The sequence below is a fragment of the Sulfitobacter sp. S190 genome (genome assembly GCF_025141935.1).
GTDB lineage: Bacteria > Pseudomonadota > Alphaproteobacteria > Rhodobacterales > Rhodobacteraceae > Sulfitobacter.
Genome location: NZ_CP081120.1, coordinates 1,626,251 through 1,649,038, shown reverse-complemented (window position 1 = coordinate 1,649,038; position 22,788 = coordinate 1,626,251). Strand labels below are relative to the sequence as shown.

At 59.1% G+C, this 22,788-nt stretch carries 22 protein-coding genes; 9 read left to right on the top strand and 13 right to left on the bottom strand.

The features are described 5' to 3' along the window. Nucleotides 1–9: 9 nt before the first annotated feature. From pstA to K3756_RS08335, 7 genes are all read right to left on the bottom strand, one after another. Complete coding sequence (gene pstA, locus K3756_RS08365) at nucleotides 10–1,335, bottom strand: phosphate ABC transporter permease PstA (protein WP_259993302.1); 1,326 nt, start codon at nucleotides 1,333–1,335, stop codon at nucleotides 10–12. Then, a complete protein-coding gene (gene pstC, locus K3756_RS08360) occupies nucleotides 1,332–2,843 on the bottom strand; it encodes a phosphate ABC transporter permease subunit PstC (protein ID WP_259993293.1) in 1,512 nt (503 codons plus the stop codon). Before pstC ends, pstA begins: the two co-directional genes overlap by 4 nt. 86 nt (nucleotides 2,844–2,929) lie before the next feature. Next, on the bottom strand, nucleotides 2,930–3,958 hold the full coding sequence (locus K3756_RS08355) for a substrate-binding domain-containing protein (RefSeq protein ID WP_259993283.1): 1,029 nt from the start codon (nucleotides 3,956–3,958) through the stop codon (nucleotides 2,930–2,932). Between the two features lie 154 nt (nucleotides 3,959–4,112). After that, the gene (locus tag K3756_RS08350; protein WP_259993281.1) at nucleotides 4,113–5,165 is read right to left on the bottom strand and encodes a cell wall metabolism sensor histidine kinase WalK; all 1,053 of its coding nucleotides are present in this window, start codon (nucleotides 5,163–5,165) and stop codon (nucleotides 4,113–4,115) included. Nucleotides 5,166–5,168: 3 nt separating this feature from the next. Next, nucleotides 5,169–5,690 (bottom strand): gamma carbonic anhydrase family protein, encoded by a 522-nt coding sequence (locus K3756_RS08345; RefSeq protein WP_259993272.1) that lies wholly within the window; start codon nucleotides 5,688–5,690, stop codon nucleotides 5,169–5,171. Next, on the bottom strand, nucleotides 5,687–6,334 hold the full coding sequence (gene gmk / locus K3756_RS08340) for a guanylate kinase (protein WP_259993270.1): 648 nt from the start codon (nucleotides 6,332–6,334) through the stop codon (nucleotides 5,687–5,689). Before gmk ends, K3756_RS08345 begins: the two co-directional genes overlap by 4 nt. A 3-nt stretch (nucleotides 6,335–6,337) precedes the next feature. Further along, nucleotides 6,338–7,216: a YicC/YloC family endoribonuclease gene (locus K3756_RS08335; protein ID WP_259993257.1), complete on the bottom strand. Its 879-nt coding sequence runs from the start codon at nucleotides 7,214–7,216 to the stop codon at nucleotides 6,338–6,340. A 302-nt stretch (nucleotides 7,217–7,518) separates the two neighbouring features. On the opposite strand from K3756_RS08335, the gene K3756_RS08330 reads away from it, so the two are divergent. After that, a complete protein-coding gene (locus K3756_RS08330) occupies nucleotides 7,519–8,169 on the top strand; it encodes a PAS domain-containing protein (RefSeq protein WP_259993255.1) in 651 nt (216 codons plus the stop codon). 75 nt (nucleotides 8,170–8,244) lie between these two features. Here K3756_RS08330 and K3756_RS08325 read toward each other — a convergent pair whose 3' ends face one another. Then, the gene (locus K3756_RS08325) at nucleotides 8,245–9,615 is read right to left on the bottom strand and encodes a class II 3-deoxy-7-phosphoheptulonate synthase (protein ID WP_259993239.1); all 1,371 of its coding nucleotides are present in this window, start codon (nucleotides 9,613–9,615) and stop codon (nucleotides 8,245–8,247) included. Between the two features lie 180 nt (nucleotides 9,616–9,795). On the opposite strand from K3756_RS08325, the gene K3756_RS08320 reads away from it, so the two are divergent. The 7 genes from K3756_RS08320 (at nucleotide 9,796) to K3756_RS08290 (ending at nucleotide 16,894) form a co-directional block, all read left to right on the top strand. After that, the gene (locus K3756_RS08320) at nucleotides 9,796–10,800 is read left to right on the top strand and encodes a GlxA family transcriptional regulator (protein ID WP_259993229.1); all 1,005 of its coding nucleotides are present in this window, start codon (nucleotides 9,796–9,798) and stop codon (nucleotides 10,798–10,800) included. 222 nt (nucleotides 10,801–11,022) lie between these two features. Continuing rightward, complete coding sequence (locus K3756_RS08315; protein WP_259993227.1) at nucleotides 11,023–12,216, top strand: ABC transporter substrate-binding protein; 1,194 nt, start codon at nucleotides 11,023–11,025, stop codon at nucleotides 12,214–12,216. A gap of 109 nt (nucleotides 12,217–12,325) precedes the next feature. Then, nucleotides 12,326–13,108 carry an ABC transporter ATP-binding protein gene (locus tag K3756_RS08310; RefSeq protein ID WP_259993225.1) on the top strand — a complete coding sequence of 261 codons (783 nt, stop codon included), beginning with the start codon at nucleotides 12,326–12,328 and terminating at the stop codon, nucleotides 13,106–13,108. Further along, nucleotides 13,105–13,659 carry a hypothetical protein gene (locus K3756_RS08305; RefSeq protein WP_259993223.1) on the top strand — a complete coding sequence of 185 codons (555 nt, stop codon included), beginning with the start codon at nucleotides 13,105–13,107 and terminating at the stop codon, nucleotides 13,657–13,659. Before K3756_RS08310 ends, K3756_RS08305 begins: the two co-directional genes overlap by 4 nt. A gap of 24 nt (nucleotides 13,660–13,683) precedes the next feature. After that, nucleotides 13,684–14,502, top strand: a complete 819-nt coding sequence (locus K3756_RS08300; RefSeq protein ID WP_259993221.1) for an ABC transporter ATP-binding protein — start codon at nucleotides 13,684–13,686, stop codon at nucleotides 14,500–14,502. A gap of 44 nt (nucleotides 14,503–14,546) precedes the next feature. Then, a complete protein-coding gene (locus K3756_RS08295) occupies nucleotides 14,547–15,560 on the top strand; it encodes a branched-chain amino acid ABC transporter permease (RefSeq protein WP_259993219.1) in 1,014 nt (337 codons plus the stop codon). After that, the gene (locus K3756_RS08290; protein ID WP_259993217.1) at nucleotides 15,557–16,894 is read left to right on the top strand and encodes a branched-chain amino acid ABC transporter permease; all 1,338 of its coding nucleotides are present in this window, start codon (nucleotides 15,557–15,559) and stop codon (nucleotides 16,892–16,894) included. The genes K3756_RS08295 and K3756_RS08290 overlap by 4 nt, the downstream gene beginning before the upstream one ends. Nucleotides 16,895–16,959: 65 nt before the next feature. Here the strand turns inward: K3756_RS08290 and K3756_RS08285 are convergent, their stop codons facing one another. Then, nucleotides 16,960–18,546 carry a DUF853 domain-containing protein gene (locus tag K3756_RS08285; RefSeq protein WP_259993215.1) on the bottom strand — a complete coding sequence of 529 codons (1,587 nt, stop codon included), beginning with the start codon at nucleotides 18,544–18,546 and terminating at the stop codon, nucleotides 16,960–16,962. A 488-nt stretch (nucleotides 18,547–19,034) separates the two neighbouring features. Between K3756_RS08285 and K3756_RS08280 the strand changes: the two genes are divergently transcribed. Next, entirely contained in the window at nucleotides 19,035–19,715 is a 681-nt protein-coding gene (locus K3756_RS08280) for an invasion associated locus B family protein (RefSeq protein WP_259993207.1), read from the top strand. A 61-nt stretch (nucleotides 19,716–19,776) separates the two neighbouring features. Here K3756_RS08280 and K3756_RS08275 read toward each other — a convergent pair whose 3' ends face one another. The 4 genes from K3756_RS08275 to lpxD are packed head-to-tail and all read right to left on the bottom strand — an operon-like array spanning nucleotide 19,777 to nucleotide 22,763. Then, nucleotides 19,777–20,172, bottom strand: a complete 396-nt coding sequence (locus K3756_RS08275; protein ID WP_259993205.1) for a VOC family protein — start codon at nucleotides 20,170–20,172, stop codon at nucleotides 19,777–19,779. Beyond that, a complete protein-coding gene (locus K3756_RS08270; protein ID WP_259993203.1) occupies nucleotides 20,172–21,380 on the bottom strand; it encodes a beta-ketoacyl synthase in 1,209 nt (402 codons plus the stop codon). The genes K3756_RS08275 and K3756_RS08270 overlap by 1 nt, the downstream gene beginning before the upstream one ends. A 6-nt stretch (nucleotides 21,381–21,386) precedes the next feature. Then, entirely contained in the window at nucleotides 21,387–21,644 is a 258-nt protein-coding gene (locus K3756_RS08265; protein WP_259993201.1) for an acyl carrier protein, read from the bottom strand. A gap of 27 nt (nucleotides 21,645–21,671) precedes the next feature. Beyond that, a complete protein-coding gene (lpxD, locus tag K3756_RS08260) occupies nucleotides 21,672–22,763 on the bottom strand; it encodes a UDP-3-O-(3-hydroxymyristoyl)glucosamine N-acyltransferase (protein ID WP_259993199.1) in 1,092 nt (363 codons plus the stop codon). Nucleotides 22,764–22,788: the final 25 nt, after the last annotated feature.

Below are 22,788 nucleotides of genomic sequence, written 5' to 3'. Positions count from 1 at the left end.
TCTCTCCGGCTACCAGCGCCGCTCAAAGCGGCGGCGCAGCAAAACTGCGATTGCGTTCATGGTGATGAGGAACACCAGCAAGATGATAATGCCGCCCCATGCACGTTCGTAAAATGCCGGATCGGCGCGTTTCGCCCATTCGTAAATTTGTGCGGGCATGGCCGAGTTGGGCGACAGCAGGCCTTCGCTGATGCTTTCGGGACCATTGGAGGCAATAAATCCGACCATTCCGATCAGCAGCAGGGGTGCCGTTTCGCCCAGTGCCTGCGCAAGACCAATGATCGTGCCGGTCAGGATACCCGGTGCGGCAAGGGGCAGAACATGGTGAAATACCGACTGCATCTTCGACGCACCGACGCCCAGTGCCGCATCGCGGATGGAGGGTGGCACCGACTTCAACGAGGCGCGCGTGGATATGATGATCGTCGGCAAAGTCATCAGGGTCAGCACCAATCCCCCGACCAGCGGCGCCGAATTTGGAAGGTGCATGTAGTTGATGAAGACAGCCAAGCCCAGAATACCGAAAACAATGGACGGCACCGCGGCGAGGTTCGAAATGTTCACTTCGATGATGTCCGTGATCCAGTTTTTCGGCGCGAACTCTTCGAGATAGATTGACGCCGCCACCCCGATTGGCAGGGCCAGCACCAGCACAACAAGCATCATGAAAAGCGAGCCGACCATGGACACGCCCATGCCGGCGGCCTCGGGACGGGCGTCTGACGCATCCGCCCCGGTGATAAAGGCAAGGTTGAACTTTTTCTCCAACGCGCCCTCGGCCCGCAAGGCATCGACCAGATCTAGCTGGGCGGGACTGATGTTCTTGTCATTGGCAATACTGTCGCGCGTCACACGGCCTTTCAGATATCCATCGACCCGGCCCGACGCGAGAAAGTCGAAGGACACCGTCTGACCGATCAGGGACGGATTAGCGATCACGGCATCACGCATCTGCGCCTCGGCTCCCTTGGAAAGGATGCCGGCCATTTCCTTGGGGCTAAGATCGGTGGACAGGCCACTTTCGGCCACGCGTTTTTCGAACGCGGCAGTGAGCAAAGGCTTGTAGCCAAACGTCGAGACCTTCTTGATCTCTTCGATGTCACGGTTGCCGTTCTTGTCCAGCTTCGCCGCGCTCAATTCAACGGCCAGCGTGACATACGTCTGTTGAAACGCCCCTGTACCCCGCCCGATGATGGTCGTCAGCAAGATCAACACCATCAACACACCGACGCCAATGGCGGCCAATCCGTAGGCCTTGAAACGACGCTCGGCACGGTTGCGGCGCTTGGTACGCTCATCAAGCGCAAGCAAGGATGTGTGGGATGCTTTGGTCATTCGTACTGCTCCCTGTAGGTGCGCACGATGTAGAGCGCGATGATGTTCAGACCCAGCGTAAGCACGAAGAGCGTGAGCCCGAGCGCAAATGCGACGAGTGTTTCGGGGCTGGCGAAATCGGTATCGCCTGTCAGCTGGCTGACAATACGGGTCGTGATGGTGGTCATTGCCTCGAACGGGTTGCCGGAGAAGCGGGCGATGGCCCCTGCCCCCAGAACCACGATCATCGTTTCCCCGATGGCCCGCGATGCGGCCAGCAGTATGGCCCCCACAATGCCCGGAAGGGCCGCTGGCAGCACGACCTGCCGGATGGTTTCCGACGGTGTCGCACCAAGCCCGTAAGACCCGTCGCGCAAGGATTGCGGCACCGCGTTGATGATATCGTCGCTCAATGAAGAGACGAACGGAATGAGCATGATCCCCATGACGAGACCCGCAGTCATCACCGCCGTCGCCCCCGACATGAGCGGGTCGCCGTCGCGCACGCCTTCCATGCTCAGTGGCCCCCCTGCACCGAACACATCGACAAGGAATGGGCCGACAGTCAGCAGGGCAAAAAGCCCGTAGACGATGGTCGGGATACCCGCGAGGATTTCCAGCAGGGGCTTGGCCACCGCCCGCAGCCGCGCGCTTGCATATTCGCTCAGGTAGATCGCTGCAAAAAGGCCGATCGGAACAGCGACCAGCAGCGCGATCACCGAAATATACAGCGTGCCCCACAGCAGCGGGAGGAAAGACAATGCGCTGTCACCGCGAAAATTCGGCGCCCATGTGCCGCCAAGAAAGAAATCCTGCCACGGGTGCAGTCGGAAAAAGTTTATTGTTTCGAACACCATGGACAACACGATGCCAACGGTCGTCAGCACGGCCAGCGAGGCTGCGATGACCAGCACCGTGAGCATTCCCCGCTCAACCACGTTACGGGCGCGAAACGCGGGATCGGCCGCGCGCACGGCGATTGCCAAACCGGCCAATCCGATTGCAATTACGACTGCAAAGCGCAGAAGATCACCGCGGACGTCCAAAGTGCGTTTGACCTGTGCCGCCTCCAGCACGAAAGGCTCGACATCGGATCCGAGCGCCACGCCAACACCCCCGAGCGTATCGCGCAGGCCGGTCGTGTCTGTCCGAAAGGCGGCAATGCTTTGATCGGATAACACTCCTTGCGCCACGGCGGCATCCAGGCCTGTCGCCACCCGACCGATATCCGACAGCGCAAGGTTCGTCGCCCCAGTGTCAGCTGTGATTTGCGCGGGCAGCATCGGAACCAGTGCATTCTGAACGAGCACGGGCTGCGCCAGAAGCCAGATCACCATCACCCCCAACGCAGGGATGGTGGCAAAGATCGCGGCGGTCATCCCGTAATAGTTGGGAAGCGAATGCAGCACACGCGCATCGCCCCCTGCGCGTGCCATCGCCCTGCCGCGGGCGAGGACATAGCCAACGCCCCCGAGCCCCAGCAGGATGAGGACCGTGACGACCGGGCTGATCAAGTAGGATTGAGACATGGCGCCGATGACACTTCTTTTAGGACTACCGGGTCCGCCTTAACCAAGACGGACCCGGGCCAGTTGGTTCAGTTGCAAGTCGCGACTTAGTTGATTACGGCCTCATCGGCAACGGCTGCTTGGGTATCTGCGAGCTCCGGGTCCGCGACCAAGCCATACTCGGCCAATGGTCCGTCGGGGCCTGCGATCTCATCGGCGACAAAGAATTCAGCGAATTCCTTGAGCCCTGGAATGACACCGATATGGGCCTTCTTGATGTAGAAGAACAAAGGCCGCGACACGGGGTAATCACCGGTCGAGATGCTCTCGGTCGAGGGGACAACATCCGACATGGTCGCCACTTGAAGCTTGTCGGTGTTGTTCTCATAGAACGCGAGACCGAAAACGCCCACGCCGTCCTTGTTGCTTTCGATACGGGCGAGCGTTTCGGTGTAGTCACCGTCGATATCGACCGATGTGCCATCGGTACGGATCGCCATGCAGTTACCCTCGGCGGTGTCCTCGTCCATACCGGCATCCAGCATCGCCTGCAGATATCCGCCCTCTTCGCACCCGGCGAGAATAACCTTCTCTTCGAAGACTTCGCGCGTGCCGTGCTTGGTGCCGGGAATGAAGGCCTGAATGGGTTGCGCGGGGAAGTCAGGGTTTACCTGATCCCAGGTGGCATAGGTGTTTTCGACCAGCGCCCCGTCGATAAAGTGTTCGGCGGCCAGCGCCTTGTACCAGTCTTCGGGGGTGAATGCGAAGGACGCGCCATCTATGTCCGAGGCAAAGACGATACCGTCGTACCCTACGCGCACCTCGATGATATCGCTCACCCCGTTTGCCGCACAGACTTCAAGCTCGGACGGTTTGATCTGGCGCGAGGCGTTGGCGATGTCGATCGTGTTTTCGCCGACGCCTTCACAAAAACGCTTGAGCCCTGCGGATGAACCACCGGATTCGACGATCGGTGTGGGGTAATCAAAGTTCTCGCCGAAAGCTTCGGCTACAATGGAAGCGTAGGGCAGAACTGTCGACGAGCCGGCGATTTGCACCTGATCCCGTGCGGCGGCGGCAGTTGCGGATACCGCGGCGATCGCCAGCGCGGAAGTTGTGAGATTTACGAAAGACATCAGTGTCTCCTGTCAGCAGTCACGTGCACCACCCCAATGGTGATGTCTGCGCCCGTTTACGGCGGCGTTACGATGCTTTTGTGACACCTGTGTTACAGTTTCATGACAGCGCGACGCTTGAATTTCCGCCGACCATTGCACACCTGAAAGACGGTCAACCACCACCCGACAGGGATTGCGGCAATACCACAGTAAATTCAGATCCTTGGCCGATTTGCGAGGTGACTTTCAGGCGTCCGCGATGCCGGTTGAGTATGTGCTTTACGATGGCCAAACCCAAACCGGTTCCACCCAGAACGCGGCTGCGATGGCTGTCGGCCCGGTAGAATCGCTCCGTCAGGCGCGGCAGATGTACTGCAGCAATGCCCGGCCCCTCATCCCTCACACATACCCGCACCGAAGGAGCCCTAAGCGCCGTGTCATGGTCACTTTCAATCACGTCGATGTGGACCGCTTTATCTCGCCCGCCGTATTTGATCGCGTTCTCGATCAGGTTGGTGAACACCTGCGTCAGCTGGTCTGCGTCCCCTTCAAGGATGATCGGGCTTTCTGGCAGATCAGCGTTAAGGTCGATATGCGCTTCGGTGGCCAAGGGTGCGATGTTACGTACCACAGTGTTGAGGATGACCATCAGGTCGATCTGCGCGGTCGGCCTGACCCGCTCGTCCGCCTCCACCCGGCTGAGCGATAGCAAATCGCCGACCAGCCGGTTCATCCGACCCGCCTCCTTCATCATGATATCAAGAAACCTGTCGCGCGCGGCCGGATCGTCCCGCGCCGGACCCTGCAGTGTCTCGATAAAGCCGGTCAGGGCGGTCAATGGTGTACGCAGTTCATGGCTGACGTTTGCAACGAAATCGCGCCGCATCTGTCCCGCTGCCGCAACATGGGTAATGTCCGTGAATGTCACCAGCGCTACATCCGCTGGCGGAACGGAGCGCACGGCTACATCATAAGTCGTGTCGGTCGCGTTTTCGCGCGACAGAAACTGCGCGTTCGCGCTTTTCCCTGTGCCCAGGCACCGCTCCACCGCCTCGACAACTGCGGGCTGACGGAGCGCTGTGATAAAGTGGCGGCCCAATGCCGGAAGGGTCAGCAGCTTTTGTGCCGCATCATTGATGGCGATGATCTGCTCGGAGGTGTCAATTGCCAGAGCAGGAAGAGGTAACGCCGCGACGACATCGCTGACCGCCGGATTGCCCGCCATAGGTCAAAGCACGCGCAGGGTTTCGGCAAACCGCCGTGCGTTTTCCTGATAATGCAAGGCACTCAGTTCGAGGCCCTTGATCGCTTGCTCATCGAGGTCGCGGACCACTTTACCCGGCACGCCCATCACGAGGCTTCCGTCGGGGATTTTCTTGCCTTCGGTAATCAGGGCACCCGCACCGATCAGGCAATTGCGCCCGATTACCGCACCATTCAGAACGGTAGCCCCCATGCCAATCAGCGAATTGTCCCCGATCGTGCAGCCGTGCAGCATTACCTTGTGGCCAATTGTGCAATTCACGCCAATGGTCAGCGCGAAACCGATATCGGTGTGGAAAACACAGTTTTCCTGCACGTTCGTCCCGGCGCCTACATCGATCAGCTCATTGTCCCCGCGCAGGGTGCTGCCGAACCAGACGGACCCACGCGCGCCGATGCGGACATTGCCGATCACATTGGCATCGGGCGCAACCCACGCGGACGTCGCAATATCGGGATTGAGATCACCGAGCGCGTATAAGGTCATGGCAATTCCTCAAATTCGGTCTGGAGGCTGCGCACGTGATCGCTCAGTCGGGGCTGCTGCGCGAACTTGAGCCTTTCCGCAGCTATTATCGTTTTCAGTTTTGCTTCGGTCGTGTCCAGATCATCGTTGATCAGGACGTAATCATAACCGTCCCAATGGCTGATTTCATCCCAGCTTTTTTGCATGCGCTTGGCAATTGTTTCCGCATCATCCTGCCCGCGAGACACCAGCCGGCGGTGCAGTTCCGGGATTGATGGCGGCAGAATAAAAATCGACAGCGTGTAGGGCCCCAATGCGGAATTGCGGATCTGTTGTGCGCCTTGCCAGTCAATGTCGAACAGCACGTCGCGCCCCGCATTGATTGCGGTCTCGACCGGGGGTTTCGGCGAGCCGTAGAAATTGCCGAAAACATGTGCGTGCTCCAGCATCTCACCATCGGCGACCGACTTGCGAAAAGCTTCCTCGGTGACGAAGAAATAATCCTTGCCGTCCGTCTCGCCCGCGCGCGGGCGGCGGGTCGTGGCAGACACCGAAAACGTGAGCGTTTCATCCCAAGCCATCAGCCGTTTGGCCAAGGTGCTTTTTCCCGCACCGGAAGGTGAGGAAAGAATGATCAAAAGACCACGTCGTTCGGCGGTGCTCATGGGTTACTCCACGTTTTGGACTTGTTCACGCAGCTGATCGATCACCGCCTTCAGGGCAAGACCGATCTGCGTCAATTCGGTACTCTGTGCCTTGGCGCAGAGCGTGTTGGCTTCGCGGTTGAATTCCTGCATCAGGAAATCGAGCTTGCGCCCGACCGGCTCATCTTGCGCAAGCAGGTCGCGCGCGGCACCGACATGGGCACCAAGCCGGTCGATTTCTTCCGTGACATCCGCCTTCACCGCGATCAGCGCCAGTTCCTGCGCAATGCGGTCTTCCTCCACCGCGTCGGTGTTCTCCAGTACGCGGGCCAGATTGCGGCGCAGGTTCGTAGCCATTTCGCTTGCGCGGGCATGCGCGCTCTCTGAGGCCTGTGCGGTCAGCGCCTCGATCTTGTCCAGCTGATCGGACATGACGATCAGCAATGATGCGCCCTCGGACGCGCGCATGGCGTTGAAATCCGCGAGAAGAGTGGGAAATTCGGCAAGCAGCGCGGCGGCCAACGCGTCATTGTCATCATCGGTGACTGCATGGTCGAGCACACCACGCATGGTAACGATATCGCTTGCCTTTGAGGGTGCCAGCGAAACGCCCGCGTCCATCGCGGCAGTTTCAATCTGCCCCAGCGCTTCGAGTACGATCCGCAACTGTTGGGCGTTCACGGCCAGGGACCCGCAGCCCTCTTCGCGCGTGATGCGCAACCCCAGCGCCACATTGCCCCGTGCGACCCCTGCCCCGAGCAGTTTGCGCAATGCAGCCTCGAGCCCCGGCACCCAATCCGGCACGCGGATGCGCAAATCCAGTCCCTTACCGTTTACCGCGCGCATTTCCCAAGTCCAGCTGTGCGGACCAAGTGCGCCACTGGCGGTAGCAAAACCTGTCATCGATCTGATCATTGAGAGCCCTCCGCGCAGCTGTCTATTTGCGTGGAATAAGGCTTTACGCCCCACATCCGCAAGGACAAAGGCTGTCTTCGGTCTCAGGCGACGTTAACCAAATTGGCCAAAATGCGCCACAAATCGTAATAATTGTGTTAATAATTGGGCAAGGTGCGTGGCTCGCGATTGCCAATGGTGGACCATACCGCACCAAGCTTACGCGGGTTTCCGCTTTTCAACCGCAATTTGAGTGTCAGAGTTTCAGTTTGATGGACAATTTTCGAAAAAACACCCAGAGTATTGTCGCCATGTCAGATTACTTGCCCCATACCGGTTATGCCGCAATTTCGCAGGTCGAAGCCTATTGGGACACGCTGCGGGCGGGCCGTTTGATGCCGAAACGCTCTGAAATCGATCCCCGTGGCATCGAGACCGCACTCGAGCACGCCTTCATTCTCGAGCGGATCACCATAGGCGTTGCACGGATGCGGATCGCGGGCAGTCATCTGGCCGATCTGATGGGTATGGAGGTGCGCGGCATGCCACTCACATCCCTGTTCGACACCACGGTCAGGCGCGATGTGGGGGGGCTGCTCGAAGAGGTGTTTCAGACGCCGTGCAGGGTCGATCTCACGCTGTCTTGCCCGACGCTGATCGACACACAGGCCGAGGCGCGCATGATCCTTTTGCCACTCAAGAGCGATATGGGCGATGTCAGCCGGATTTTAGGATGCCTTGTCGCCAAAGGCGACGACCGCGTCGTGCCAAGCCAGTTCAAGATCGAACATGTCGACAGGGTCACTCTGACGGCAGCCGGCCCGGAGCATGCGGCAGATCACGCGGCTCCTGCGCAGCCCGGCTTTGCGGAACCATCTACCCCGTTTGCCGCGGCGCCCCAACAAACCGGCAAGGAGCGGCCCCCCTACCTGCGGCTGGTCCAAGACAACACCAAAAGCTGATCCCGCCATGACAGAAACGGAAAAAGGCAACGCACTACGTTGCCTTTCCCATTGTCAATCTGTTGGTGAGCCGCCTTAGCCCGCCGCCTGTGCCGCTGTTTTCGTACGGCGCGATGAAAGCTCTTCGGCCACCAGAAACGCCAGCTCGAGCGACTGGCTCGCGTTGAGACGCGGGTCGCATGCGGTGTGATAGCGATCCGACAGATCCTCGTCGCTGACGGCACGGACACCACCGGTACACTCTGTCACATCCTGTCCGGTCATCTCGAAATGGACACCACCGGGCACGGTCCCTTCGCCTGCATGGACACCGAAGAATTCGCGCACTTCGCGCAGAACGCTGTCAAAGGGCCGCGTCTTGTAGCCGGATGTCGATTTGATCGTGTTGCCGTGCATCGGATCGCACGTCCAGGTCACGTTCGCTCCCTCTTCTTTCACGGTCTGGATAAGGCGGGGGAGATGATCGTTGACGCTGCCTGCACCGAAACGGGCGATGAGGGTCAAACGCCCCTCCTCGTTATCGGGGTTCAGTTTGGCCATCAGCTTTTTCAGATCATCGGCTTCCATGCTGGGGCCGCATTTCAATCCGATCGGGTTGATCACCCCACTGGCGTATTCCACATGCGCGCCGTCAGGCTGACGCGTGCGGTCCCCGATCCAGATCATGTGGCCCGATCCGGCCAACCATTGCCCGGTCGCCGCTTCCTGCCGGCACAACGCTTCTTCGTACTCCAGCAACAGCGACTCGTGGCTGGTGTAGAATTCGACAGACTGCAGCGTATGCGCGGTGTCTGTAGTCACGCCCGCGGCGGACATGAAATCGAGCGTGTCGGAAATGCGCTCGGCAACTTCACGGTATTTCGCCGCCCGCTCGCCGTCCGTGAACCCGAGCGTCCAGCCGTGCACCTTGTGCACATCGGCATAGCCCCCTGTCGAGAATGCGCGCAGCAAATTCAACGTGGCAGCGGCCTGCGTATAGGCCCGCATCATGTTTTCCGGATTAGGGATGCGCGATTCAGGCGTAAACGCGAGATCGTTGATGATATCGCCCCGGTAGCTTGGCAGCTCCACACCATCAACCGTTTCGGTCGGCGCGGAGCGCGGTTTGGCGAACTGTCCCGCCATGCGACCGACCTTGACCACCGGCACTTTCGCCCCATGGGTCAAAACGATCGCCATCTGCAACATGACCTTGAACGTGTCGCGGATCATGTCCGATGAAAACTGCTCGAAGCTTTCTGCGCAATCGCCACCCTGCAGCAAAAACGCATCGCCACGCCCTGCCGCCGCCAGATGTTTACGCAAACGGCGTGCTTCACCGGCAAAGACGAGAACCGGATATCGACCCAGCCGAGCCTCGACAGCGTTCAGGGCTGCCTGATCAGGATAGTCGGGCATCTGGATCCGCGGTTTCGTGCGCCAGCTTGATTTGTTCCAATCGGTCATTTTCGTCTCTCCGGTGTGGCGTGGTGCAGCCTCGCTTGCCAGACTGAACCACGTATCAGGTGCCCCCTATACAAAACCTCGCAAGCGGAGACCACAACTCAATTTGTGCGCTTGACCGATGGCCGTTTGTCGTGGTCAGACTTTTCGCAGCACACATGCGCATCAGCACCGAGTCTTCCCATGGCAGCACCCCAACCCGCGACCCGCATTCCGCAGGACCCAGACAAGCCGCAGCGGTTTGTCTTCGTGCTTTTGGAAAACTTCAGTCTGCTGTGCTTTGCCACCGCGATCGAAAGCCTTCGGATCGCGAACCGTATGGCCGGGCGGACCGTATTTGAATGGACGATGATCGGAGAAGGCGGAGAAACCGCCGTCTGCTCTGCGGGTACCGAATTCAATCTGGACGGTGATCTGGGCGAGTTGAACCGTGATGACATGCTGATGGTCTGCGCGGGCATCGATGTTCAGGAAAGCACCACGAAGAAGGTGTTGAACTGGCTGCGCCGCGAGGCGCGCAAAGGGCTCGTCGTGGGGGGGCTTTGCACCGGTGCCTACACGTTGGCAAAAGCAGGTCTGCTGGACGGTCGACGCGCCACGATCCACTGGGAAAATCAGGACAGCTTTGCCGAGGAATTCGAGGATGTCGAGCTCACCAAATCGGTATTTGTCGTCGACAACAACCGGTTGACCACCGCGGGCGGCACCTCTTCTATCGATCTGATGTTGAAAATCATCGCCGATCAGCAAGGCGAAGATCTGGCAAATGCCGTGGCGGACCAGCTTATCTACAGCTCGATCCGCACAGATCAGGACACGCAGCGTCTGTCAGTGCCAACGCGTATCGGTGTGCGCCATCCCAAACTCAGCCTTGTGATCCAGATGATGGAGACCAACATCGAGGATCCGATAAGCCCCTCGATACTCGCGCAGGATGTGGGCATGTCTACGCGCCAGCTCGAACGGCTGTTCCGGCGCTATCTCAATCGCTCGCCGAAGCGATATTACATGGAATTGCGGCTGCAAAAGGCGCGCAACCTGCTGATGCAAACCGATATGAGCGTGATCAACGTCGCTCTGGCATGTGGCTTTGCTTCGCCGTCGCATTTCTCGAAATGCTACCGTGCCCATTATAACACCACACCCTACCGCGAGCGGGGCAGCCAAGCGGCGCGGCTGTCGATCTGACCGAATCTCCGCATCGCGTACAGACCCACGCCCCTTGTTGCCCTTGGGTCAAAGAAACGGCACCTCGCGGACTATTTGACCGATATTGGTAATGGAAACCGTCATTTTAGCGGTATTCGGGCCACGAAACGCACCAATCGACCGGCAAGAATCTGCTTCTCTTTTCAGAACGCCGCGCATAGGCTTTCGGGCGAACATCATGTTCCAACAAGGGAGAACCACATGAAAAAGATGCTTATGGCCACAACGGCTGCAGCACTTGTCGCAACCGGAGCGATGGCCGATGGCCACGCGAAGGAAGTGAAAATCGGTATCGAATTCGGCTTCACCGGCCCGATTGAATCGCTGACGGGGCCAATGGCTGCTGGCGCAGAGATGGCAATGCAGGAAGTCACAGACAGCGGCATGCTGCTGGATGGTGCGACTGTCACGCCCCTGCGCGCGGACAGTGGCTGCATCGACAATGGTCTGGCCGTATCGAACGCCGAACGTCTGATTGCGGACGGCATCAACGGCCTGATCGGCGCTGACTGTTCCGGTGTGACGGGTGCGGTGCTGCAAAACGTGGCTATCCCGAACGGGATGGTGATGATTTCGCCCTCCGCCACGTCGCCCGGCCTGACCACGATGGACGACAAAGACCTGTTTTTCCGCACGTCCCCATCCGACGCGCGCGAAGGTGAAGTCATGGCCGAGTTGCTGATGGAGCGTGGCGTGAAATCCATCGCGCTGACATACACCAACAACGACTATGGCAAGGGTCTCGCCGACGCGATCCAGTCTTCCTACGAAGCATTGGGCGGTGAAGTGACGATCGTGGCTGCGCACGAAGACGGCAAAGCGGACTACTCCGCCGAAGTCGGCGCGCTTGCCGCGGCTGGTGGCGACCTTCTGGTCGTTGCGGGCTACCTTGATCAAGGCGGTCCCGGCATCATCAAAGGCGCATTGGACGCGGGTGCGTGGGATACTTTCGGCCTGCCCGGCGGTATGGTCGGTGAAAACCTGCCCAAGAACGTCGGTCCCGACCTGAATGGATCCTACGGCCAGATCGCAGGCAGCCAAGGTGAAGGCATCGACACTTTTGCCAAGATGTCCGAAGAAGCTGGCTTCGACGGCACATCGCCTTACACACCAGAAAGCTACGACGCTGCGGCGCTTTTCTTGTTGGCCATGCAGGCAGCCGGGTCTTCCGATCCTGCGGACTACGGCTCCAAGATCCTCGAAGTGGCCAACGCACCGGGCGAGAAAATCTATCCCGGCGAATTGGCTAAAGGTCTCGAACTTCTCAAGGCCGGTACAGACATCGACTATGTCGGCGCATCTTCGGTCGAACTGATCGGCCCCGGTGAATCCGCAGGTACATACCGCATCGTGGAAGTACAGGACGGCAAGTTCGAAACTGTTGGCTTCAAATAAGTCGACCGCTGGGTTATAGGCCCACCAACAGACGTAAAGCAGCCCGGATCGCTCCGGGCTGTTTTCACAAATCGCACCCGCAAAAGCGGGGCATACGGGGACCGGGGATATGATCGTCGTTGACGACCTACACAAGCATTTTGGCGGCTTTCACGCTGTCGACGGCGCAAGCCTTACGATCGAGCAAGGCTCGATCACCGGTTTGATCGGCCCGAATGGCGCTGGAAAAACAACTCTTTTCAACGTGATCGCAGGCGTTCTTCAACCAACATCCGGGCGCGTCACAATGGCGGGCGAAGATATCAGCGGCCTGCCGCCACACACGTTGTTTCACAAAGGGTTGCTGCGCACCTTTCAGATCGCACATGAATTCCATTCGATGACCTGTCGCGAGAACCTGATGATGGTACCCGGCGGACAATCGGGCGAAACGCTGTGGAACACCTGGTTTGGACGCAAACGCATCGCCGACGAAGAACGTGCCCTGCGTGCCAAGGCCGACGAAGTGCTGGAATTTCTGACTATCGAGCATCTCGCCGATCAAAAAGCGGGACAGATTTCCGGCGGGCAAAAGAAATTGCTCGAACTGGGCCGCACGATGATGGTCGATGCCAAGATCGTCTTTCTCGACGAGGTGGGAGCGGGTGTAAACCGCACCCTGCTGAACACCATCGGTGATGCGATCCAGCGTTTGAACCGCGAACGCGGATACACTTTTGTGGTGATCGAACACGACATGGATTTCATTGGCCGGCTGTGTGATCCGGTCATCTGCATGGCGGAAGGCACCGTGCTGGCGACCGGCACGCTGGACGAGATCAAGGCGAACGAGCAAGTCATCGAGGCTTATCTTGGCACCGGCCTGAAGAACAAGGCGCAGGTGGGCGCATGAACCCGCGCGGTATCCTGTTTGCGATGTGTGTCGCGGCGCTGGCTCTGCCGGCCAGCGCGCAAGAGCCCGTATGCACGGAAATTACGCCCAAAATGCGCTATTGTTCCGATATTGCACCGCGCAATTCCGGCACGGCACGGGCCATTTTTCCCGACCTGATCGCATCTTATACAGTTAGCCCACGGGACAGCGGAAACTTCACGACCTCTGCCGTGGCACTGATGCCGGTGGAAACACCCCCCGAAAACTGGACTGCTGTAGGCAAGTTGGCGCTGAACCAGCTCATGGTCAAAGGCACCGCCCCCGCGGCGAAACTTCGGGACATTGCAGCGACCAAAGGTAACGTCGACGGCGTGCAATCGCTTCGGCTTTCGGCAGTCGGTTTACACGCGGACGGAACGGATTTCGGCCATTACCGGATGGAGGCGCTGCCGATGCGCGGTGCCGTTCTGTTGGTCTACACCTTCCGGATGGGACACGCGGCGACCGATGCCCAACTGGACGACATGCATGCGGCTTCGGTCGCTAGCATCGAAATTGATCGGCCCTGATCCGGGCCCGTTGGAGATAGTTAAATGAGCGACCCTTATGGCGACCGCGGTAACAAAGACCGTTCAATCGCCAACCCGAAAGGCCAAGGAAGCGTGCTGCCGCGCAGCAGCGGCCAAAGCCACCCTTCGCCCGGCGGCCCCTTCCTGATTGGCAATCAGATGACAGGTGGCTATGGCAAAGGCCCTGATATCCTGCACGATTGCACCATCGCGGTCGACCAAGGCGAAATCGCGGTGATCGTCGGGCCGAACGGCGCGGGCAAATCGACGGCGATGAAAGCGGTCTTTGGGATGCTGGATGTACGTTCGGGCCACGTGAAGTTGGACGGAGAGGATATCACCGGACTGAGCCCGCAGGCGCGTGTGGCCAAGGGCATGGGCTTCGTGCCGCAAACGTCCAATATCTTTACGTCCATGACCGTCGAGGAAAATCTTGAAATGGGCGCCTTCATCCGGCGCGACGATTTCAGGGATACGATGGCACAGGTCTATGATCTTTTCCCCATCCTCAAGGAAAAGCGGCTGCAAGCGGCAGGGGAGCTTTCGGGCGGCCAACGCCAACAAGTGGCCGTGGGGCGTGCGTTGATGACGCAGCCCAAAGTGCTGATGCTCGATGAGCCGACGGCGGGCGTATCGCCCATCGTGATGGATGAACTTTTCGATCGTATCATCGAAGTTGCCCGCACCGGCATTCCGATCCTGATGGTCGAACAGAACGCACGGCAAGCGCTGGAAATCGCCGACAAAGGTTACGTTCTGGTGCAAGGGCGCAATGCCTATACCGGCACGGGCAAGGAACTGCTGGCCGATCCTGAAGTCCGCAAATCGTTCCTGGGGGGCTAACAGATGAAATTGAGCCAAATTAACTTTTGCGCGGGACCGGATTGATGGATTTTCTCAACGCTATCGTAGCACTCGCGAACTATGTGCTGATCCCCGGCATTGCCTACGGCAGTCAACTGGCCATCGGGGCGCTGGGTGTGACCTTGGTCTACGGCATCTTGCGGTTCTCCAATTTTGCCCACGGCGACACAATGGCTTTCGGCACCATGGTGGTGATCCTCATCACATGGAGCATGCAGAGCATGGGTCTCAATCTTGGCCCCCTGCCAACCGCTTTGCTGGCGCTTCCTTTCGGCATTCTGGGATGCATCCTTCTGGTGCTGCTAACCGACCGGATGGTGTATAAATTCTACCGCGAACAAAAGGCAAAGCCGGTTATCCTCGTTATCGTGTCGATGGGCGTGATGTTCGTGATGAACGGTGTCGTCCGCTTTATCATCGGGCCGGACGATCAGGCGTTCCGCGATGGTGAGCGTTTTCTGATTTCGGCGCGCGATTTCAAGGCGATGACAGGTCTGGCAGAAGGGCTCGGCATCCGCACTACACAGGCCCTGACTGTGGTGACGGCCGTGATCGTTGTGGCGCTGCTCTTTTGGTTCCTCAACAAGACGCGCGCCGGAAAATCGATGCGGGCGTATTCGGACAACGAAGATCTGGCGCTGCTCTCGGGGATTGATCCAGAACGGGTTGTTATGATCACATGGATCATCGTCGCCGCACTCGCCACCATTGCGGGCATCCTTTACGGGTTGGATAAGTCGTTCAAGCCGTTCACTTACTTCCAGCTTTTGTTGCCCATCTTCGCCTCTGCCGTCGTCGGAGGCATCGGGAACCCCTTGGGTGCGATCGCCGGGGGGTTTGTCATCGCCTTCTCCGAAGTCATCATCACCTACGCCTGGAAGAAGGTATTGGGCTATCTGATGCCCGAAGGGTTGGAGCCATCGGGCCTCGTGCAATTGATGTCCACAGACTACAAATTTGCCGTCAGCTTCGTGATCTTGCTGATTGTGCTACTGTTCAAGCCTACGGGCCTCTTCAAAGGGCAATCGACAACATGACTGATACCGGCAAAAACACACTGCTTTTCGTCGGGCTTTTCGCTCTGATCATCGGGTCCGGCTTTCTTCAGGGGTGGAACAACGCGCTTTTCATTCTCAACATGGGCCTGATTTCGGCGATCATGTCATTGGGCGTGAACCTGCAATGGGGATTTGCGGGTTTGTTCAACGTCGGCGTTATGGGGTTCGTGGCGCTCGGCGGGCTGGCCGCCGTGTTGGTCGGCATGCCCGCCACGCCCGGTGCGTTTTCCCAAGGCGGCCCCGGCGTGCTGATGTCACTGGCGCTCGGCGCGGCGACGATCGCCGCCGCCGTCTGGACCTACGGACGTATGGCGCCCGGACGTATGCGGACGATCGTAATTGCCGCAATCTTGATTGTCGGGTTCTTCGTCTTCAGGGGGCTTCTTGACCCCAACGTGGCCCGCATCGAAGGCGTCAATCCGGCACTCACCGGCTATCTGGGCGGTTTGAACCCCGGCACGGATGCAACGTACCGCGACAATGGCTGGATCATGCTGTTTGCCTGGCCAGTGGGCGGCTTGTTTGCGGCTGGCGCTGCGTGGCTCATCGGCAAAGCGGCACTTGGTCTGCGCTCCGATTATCTGGCGATTGCCACACTCGGTATCGCTGAAATCATTATTTCGGTGCTCAAGAACGAAGACTGGCTCAGCCGTGGCGTGAAAAACGTGATCGGCCTGCCCCGTCCCGTGCCCTATGAGACCGACCTGCAGGACAGCCCCGCCTTTGTTGAACGCGCGGCAAGTCTTGGTCTCGATTCCGTCGAGGCGAGCACTCTGTGGGTGAAAATCCTTTACGCGCTCCTGTTTGCAAGCGTTCTGCTCATCATCTTCTGGATGAGCCAGCGTGCGCTCAATTCGCCGTGGGGCCGGATGTTGCGGGCGATCCGTGACAACGAAGTAGCCGCAGAAGCGATGGGCAAGGACGTCACCAAACGTCACTTGCAGGTGTTCATTATCGGGTCGGCAATCTGTGGCATCGCGGGTGCCATGATGACGACGCTGGACAGCCAGCTGACGCCCGGCACATATCAGCCTTTGCGTTTTACCTTCCTCATATGGGTCATGGTGATCGTCGGCGGTTCGGGTAACAATCTCGGCGCGATTTTGGGCGGTTTCCTGATTTGGTTCCTGTGGGTTCAGGTCGAACCGATGGGCCTGTTCCTGATGGATATCATCACCGCGGGCATGGCCGAGGACAGCGCGCTGAAGGCGCATCTGATCGAGAGTGCAGCCCAGATGCGCCTGATGACAATGGGGTTGATTATGATCCTCGTCCTGCGTTTCAGCCCGCGTGGGCTGATCCCGGAGAAGTAACACTCGCTGGTCGCAGCTTAACCAGCTGCGGCCAGACACCTGCTCGGTGCCTCGCCCGCCGGGGCTCAGCGACCTTTGAAAAGTCCACCCAGAATGCCGCGCACGATGCGCCGCCCCGTGGTGCCTTTCAGTTCTTTGATCACAACATCCGCGATGGCCCCGCCGACACCGCTACCGATACTGCGCGTGGACGATGTTTTGCGCGACGTACCGGATGCCTTGCCTGCATAGCGGCGGGCTTTCTTGAACTCGCGCAAGCTGGGCGTCTGCGCTTCCAGTTGCTTGGCTTTCTTGGCATCTTCTTCGGCTTTGGCAACGGCGGCTTCGGCTGCTTCCGCCTCGGCGGCAGCCTTCGCAGCCCGCGCGCGCAACATCTCGAACGCACTCTCGCGGTCAAGGGACTCATCGTATTTTCCGGCCATGTCCGACCGGGCCATCAACGCGGCACGCGTCGCATTGTCGATAGGGCCGAGTTGCGAGGACGGCGGACGGATCAGCGTACGTTCGACAATGCCCGGCACCCCCTTGGGCTGAAGCATCGATGTGACCGCTTCGCCGACACCGACTTCGCGTATGGCCTCTTCGGTGCTGAAGTCCGGGTTCGGCCGGTAGGTCTGCGCGGCCATGCGCAATTCCTTCTGGTCCTTGGCTGTGAAAGCCCGCAGGGCGTGCTGGATGCGGTTGCCCAGCTGGCCCAGGATATCATCTGGCACATCGGCGGGGTTTTGGGTGATAAAGTAAACGCCAACGCCCTTGGAGCGGATCAAGCGCGCCACCTGCTCTACCTTATCGACGAGTGCCTTTGGGGCGTCGTCGAACAACAGATGCGCTTCGTCAAAGAAGAACACCAGTTTCGGTTTGTCGGGGTCACCGACCTCGGGGAGTTCTTCAAAGAGCTCCGACAAGAGCCACAACAGGAATGTGGCATAGAGTTTTGGGGCGCCCATCAGCTGGTCGGAGGCAAGGATGTTGATCATGCCCCGCCCGTCTGCATCCAGCCGCATCAGATCCGACAACGCCAGAGCCGGTTCGCCGAACAGCTTTGTGCCGCCCTGATTTTCAAGAACCAGAAGACGCCGCTGAATTGCGCCCACAGATGCGGATGACACATTGCCGTACCGAAGCGAAAGATCCTTGGCGTGCTCACCGATCCAGACCAGCAGGGCCTGCAGGTCTTTGAGGTCAAGCAGGGGCAGCCCGTCTTCGTCAGCGACGCGGAAAGCGATGTTCAGAATGCCTTCCTGGGCCTCTGTCAGATCAAGCAGCTGGCCCAGAAGCAGCGGTCCCATTTCAGACACGGTGGTACGGACAGGATGCCCTTTTTCACCGAAGAGATCCCAGAATGTGACCGGGAATGCCTGATACCGGTAATCGTCAAAACCGATCCGCTCGGCACGCTCCGTAAAGGGCGCATGCAGTTTGTGGCCCGGGTCCCCAGCCATGGCGAGCCCCGAAAGATCGCCTTTTACGTCGGACAGAAAGACCGGAACACCGGCATTGGCAAAGCCTTCGGCGAGGATCTGCAGCGTGACCGTCTTGCCCGTACCGGTCGCACCGGCGATTAGCCCGTGCCGGTTGGCGTATTTGAGCGACAGATGCTGCTGCGTGCCATAATCTGGACCACCGCCCCCGATAAAAATACCGTTGCTCATACCATGCCCCTTTAAACGCCTTCGGTGCCGCAGGCCTTAACAAGCGGCTAAGTTCAGCGTGAGCATACTAACTTAACCTTTAGGCGCCATAGTGAATTTGTCTCCGGTTCATATGTCCTTGGGCCGGTGACACTTCCTCCCTGTCAGACTGGCCGTGCCTTCGGGCACGGCATTTTTTTGTCCGTCACTGATTTTATTGATAAAAATCACCATTTTTCCGGTTGACCCCCCGTTGGCGCTTTACTAACGTATGCGCAATAAGTCGGCCCAGTCCGACGGGGAGTTATAATAAAATGTAAAAGAGGGCGTTTTCCGCCCTCTTTTTTTATGGCCAAGTGCCTGCAGGACAGCGGAGTTTGCCAATTCACGTGTCGCCTTCAAAATCAGGGTTTTCCATCAGCGCAAACCCGCTACATTGCCGCGAAGCGAACCGGCTTTGACACTGACATCCGCAGCGGCAGATGTTAAACGAGCCCAAAGAAACAAGAGTGGATTTCACAATGTTCAAGATCATGACCGCCCTGCCCCTGTGTGCCGCAGTGGCCTTTATGACCCCGATGACAGGTTTTGCCCAGTCGACCGACGCAGACGCAGATGCACCCGCGGCGGCGACAGAAACGGATCAGTCCGAAGATGCGGGCGCAGATGAAGGTATCACGATCGAGGATCAGTTGAGCCTTGGCGAAGATCCCAACGCCACGCCGCAGGTCGGACAGCCCTATACCCGCGAAGTTATCGGCGGTTGGGACATGCGGTGCATCCGCGCCGAAGAAGGCTCTGACGCTGAAGAGCCCTGCCAGATGTACCAGTTGATGAAAGACGAGCAAGACGTGCCGGTTGCCGAAGTCTCGCTTTTCCGGCTGCCTGCGGGTGGCAAGGCTGTCGCCGGTGCGACCGTAATCGTTCCACTCGAGACATCGCTGCAAAAGCAGCTTACAGTGACGGTCGACGGTGCCAACGCCCGCCGCTATCCATTCGCATTCTGTAACCAGATCGGTTGCTACGTCCGCATGGGTCTGACCGAAGCCGATATCAGTGCGTTCAAACGCGGCGCGAAAGCCGAACTATCGATCACGCCCGCCTTGGCACCCGATCAGACGGTAAAAGTGACCATGTCGCTGGACGGGTTCACAGCCTCTTTCGACAAGGTGTCGGTCGTCGATCAGTAGATCTGGACAGACCATCGACCGGACAAGAGCCGCTTTCCTCGGAGAGCGGCTTTTTCTTTGGTCAGGTGAACTGGATCAGGTCCCACCTGTTTCCGTAAAGGTCTTCGAACACGGCCACCGTTCCATAAGGCTCATGCCGCGGCGCTTCAAAAAACCTCACGCCCGCTGCGCGGTACCGGGCGTGATCGGTTTCGAAGGTATCCGTTTGAAGAAACAGGAACACCCGTCCACCGGTTTGATCACCAACATACGCCGACTGTCTCGGAGAACTGGCTTTAGCGAGCAGGATACTCGTGCTGTCCGAACTTGCGCTCGGCCGGACGACCACCCACCGCTTGTCCTGCTCTGGCTGATACTCATCCGCCACCAGATCAAAGCCGAGGGTGCCCACGTAAAACGCTATCGCGTCGTCGTAATCCGCCACGATGAGGGCAACATGCGCGATCCGCTGGCCCATCACATCGCCCGCAGAGCAAGGACCGCATTCATGCCACCGAAGGCAAACGCGTTGCTGATCGCGACGGTCACCTTGGCCTCCCGCGCGGTATTGGGGACAACGTCAAGCGCACATTCTGGGTCCGGTTCTTCGTAGCCGATTGTCGGCGCGATCACACCTTCCCGCAGCGCCATGATACAGGCAAGCAGCTCGACCGCTCCCGTGCCTCCGATCAAGTGGCCGTGCATAGATTTTGTCGAACTGATCATCAATTGGTCCGCGTGGGGACCGAATACATCCGCAACTGCCGCGCACTCGGTTTTGTCGTTTGCTGCCGTGCCGGTACCGTGAGCGTTGATGTAGCCCACCTCAGACGCGTCAATCCGCGCATCCGCCAGTGCCCCCGCCATCGCGCGCGCCGCACCGTTCTTGGAGGGCATCACGATATCCGCCGCATCCGACGACATCGCAAATCCCGCGACTTCGCACAGGATTTCGGCACCCCGCGCCCGCGCGTGTTCATACTCTTCGAATACGAAGACACCGGCACCCTCACCTTGCACCATGCCGTTCCGGTTGGCCGAAAACGGGCGGCACGCATCCTTGGACATCACGCGCAGCCCTTCCCAGGCCTTCACCCCGCCGAAACACAGCATGGATTCAGAACCGCCGGTCACCATGGCCGGCGCTATGCCCGACCGCACCATCGCAAAGGCCTGCGCCATGGCATGGTTAGATGACGCACAGGCCGTCGAGACCGTGAAGGACGGCCCCTTAAGGTTCCATTCCATGCTGACGTGGCTCGCCGCGGCGTTGTTCATCAGTTTGGGGACAACGAAGGGATGGACCCTGTTTTTCCCTTCTTCGTACACCGCGCGGTAATTGTCGTCCCAAGTGCTGACCCCGCCCCCCGCCGTGCCCAGAACCACACCGGAGCGCGCCGAGGTATCGCCGGAAAAGACGATCCCCGATTGCTCGATGGCCTCTTTGGCCGCGGCGAGTGTGAACTGCGTAAACCGGTCGTAGAGCGACATCTGCTGACGGTTATAGCGGCCCTCCGCCTCGAAACCGGTGACCTGCCCGCCGATCTGGATAGACAATCTGTCCACATCGCGAAAATCCAGCGGCCCGATCCCGCACCGACCTTCGCGCATGGCCGCGTAGGTGTCGGGCACACTGTGGCCCAACGCATTGATCGTACCTGCGCCGGTGATGACGACCCGTTTCACCCGATGCTACCCCTGTTCGGCTTTCAACCGCTTTATTCCATCCACGATGCTGGCGACTGTGGAGATGTCGAAATCGGATTCCTGCGGCGCATTGGCGTTGAAGGGCACCGAGATGTCGAATGCCTCCTCGATCGCGAAAATGCTTTCGACCAGACCGAGACTGTCGATACCCAGACTTTCGAGCGTGCTGTCCATCTGCACATCATCGGGCTCAAGAACCGCCTGTTCGGCAATGATTGCAATGACTTGTTGCTGGATATTCATCCTTCGCCTCTTTTGCAGCGCCGGGTGTCAGGACCCGGCTTCATCCTTGAATACCGCCTTTTGCAGTTTCGCCATGTCCCTAATAAGACGCGGCAGGCGGCGCAACGCCTTATACGTTTCTACCTGTTTTTCCATCTGCGTCGCGGGATACCCAAGGACCATCCGTCCCGCCGGAACGTTCGACAGCATCTTGGTCCCGCCACCGGCGACGACATTGTTGCCGATGAAAATGTTGTCGCTCACGCCACATTGTCCGCCCAACACGACGTTGTCGCCGATAACAGCGCTGCCTGCGATACCAACCTGGCCACACAGCAGGCTGTTCTGTCCGACGACAACGTTGTGCCCCAGATGTACGAGGTTATCGAGCTTGCTGCCGTTGCCGATTTGCGTATTGCGGATCGTGCCGCAGTCTACCGTGGCGTTCATCCCGATCTCCACGTCATCGCCGATCGTGACAGATCCCAGCGAATGAATACGGGTCCACTCCTGCGCCTTGGTATCAATCTCCTTGCCCAAGGACTTGCGGGCAGTCTCTGCAGTGCTGGGTTCCGCGGTCACAAAACTGAAACCATCGCCGCCAATCCGCGCGCCGGGCTGGCCGATAAAGCGTTTCCCGATAGAAACACGCGCGCCGATGCTGACCGCTTCGCGCAAATAGGCACCAGCCCCGATGATCACGTCCCAGCCGACAAAGCACTGCGGCCCGATAACACTACCAGCACCGATCCGCGCCCCTTTCGAGATCACGGCCAGCGGGCCGACGCTTACCCCATCGCCCAAAATCGCGTCTGGATGCACAAAGGCGGTCGGGTGAATGCCGCGGTCGTAGCCTTGCCCCGTGTCGAGCATCTTTGTCAGGCCCGACATCGCATAGCGCGGACGCGGCGCAATGATTGCCGCCTTGAGGCCTAGCGCCTGCCAATCCGCGCCCTCCCAAACCATCGCAGCGCGTGCCTTGCCCTCGGCCAGCCCGTCCGCGTATTTGGGGTTCATCGCAAGGGCCAAATCATCAGGGCCGGCAGTGCCGGGTTCGGCCGCCCGCGCGATTGTGAGGTCCGTGTCACCAACCGCGTCTGCCCCCAAAGCGACGGCGATTTCTTGGATTGTGTGGGTCATGAACGCTCATCCTTGATGGTTGAGC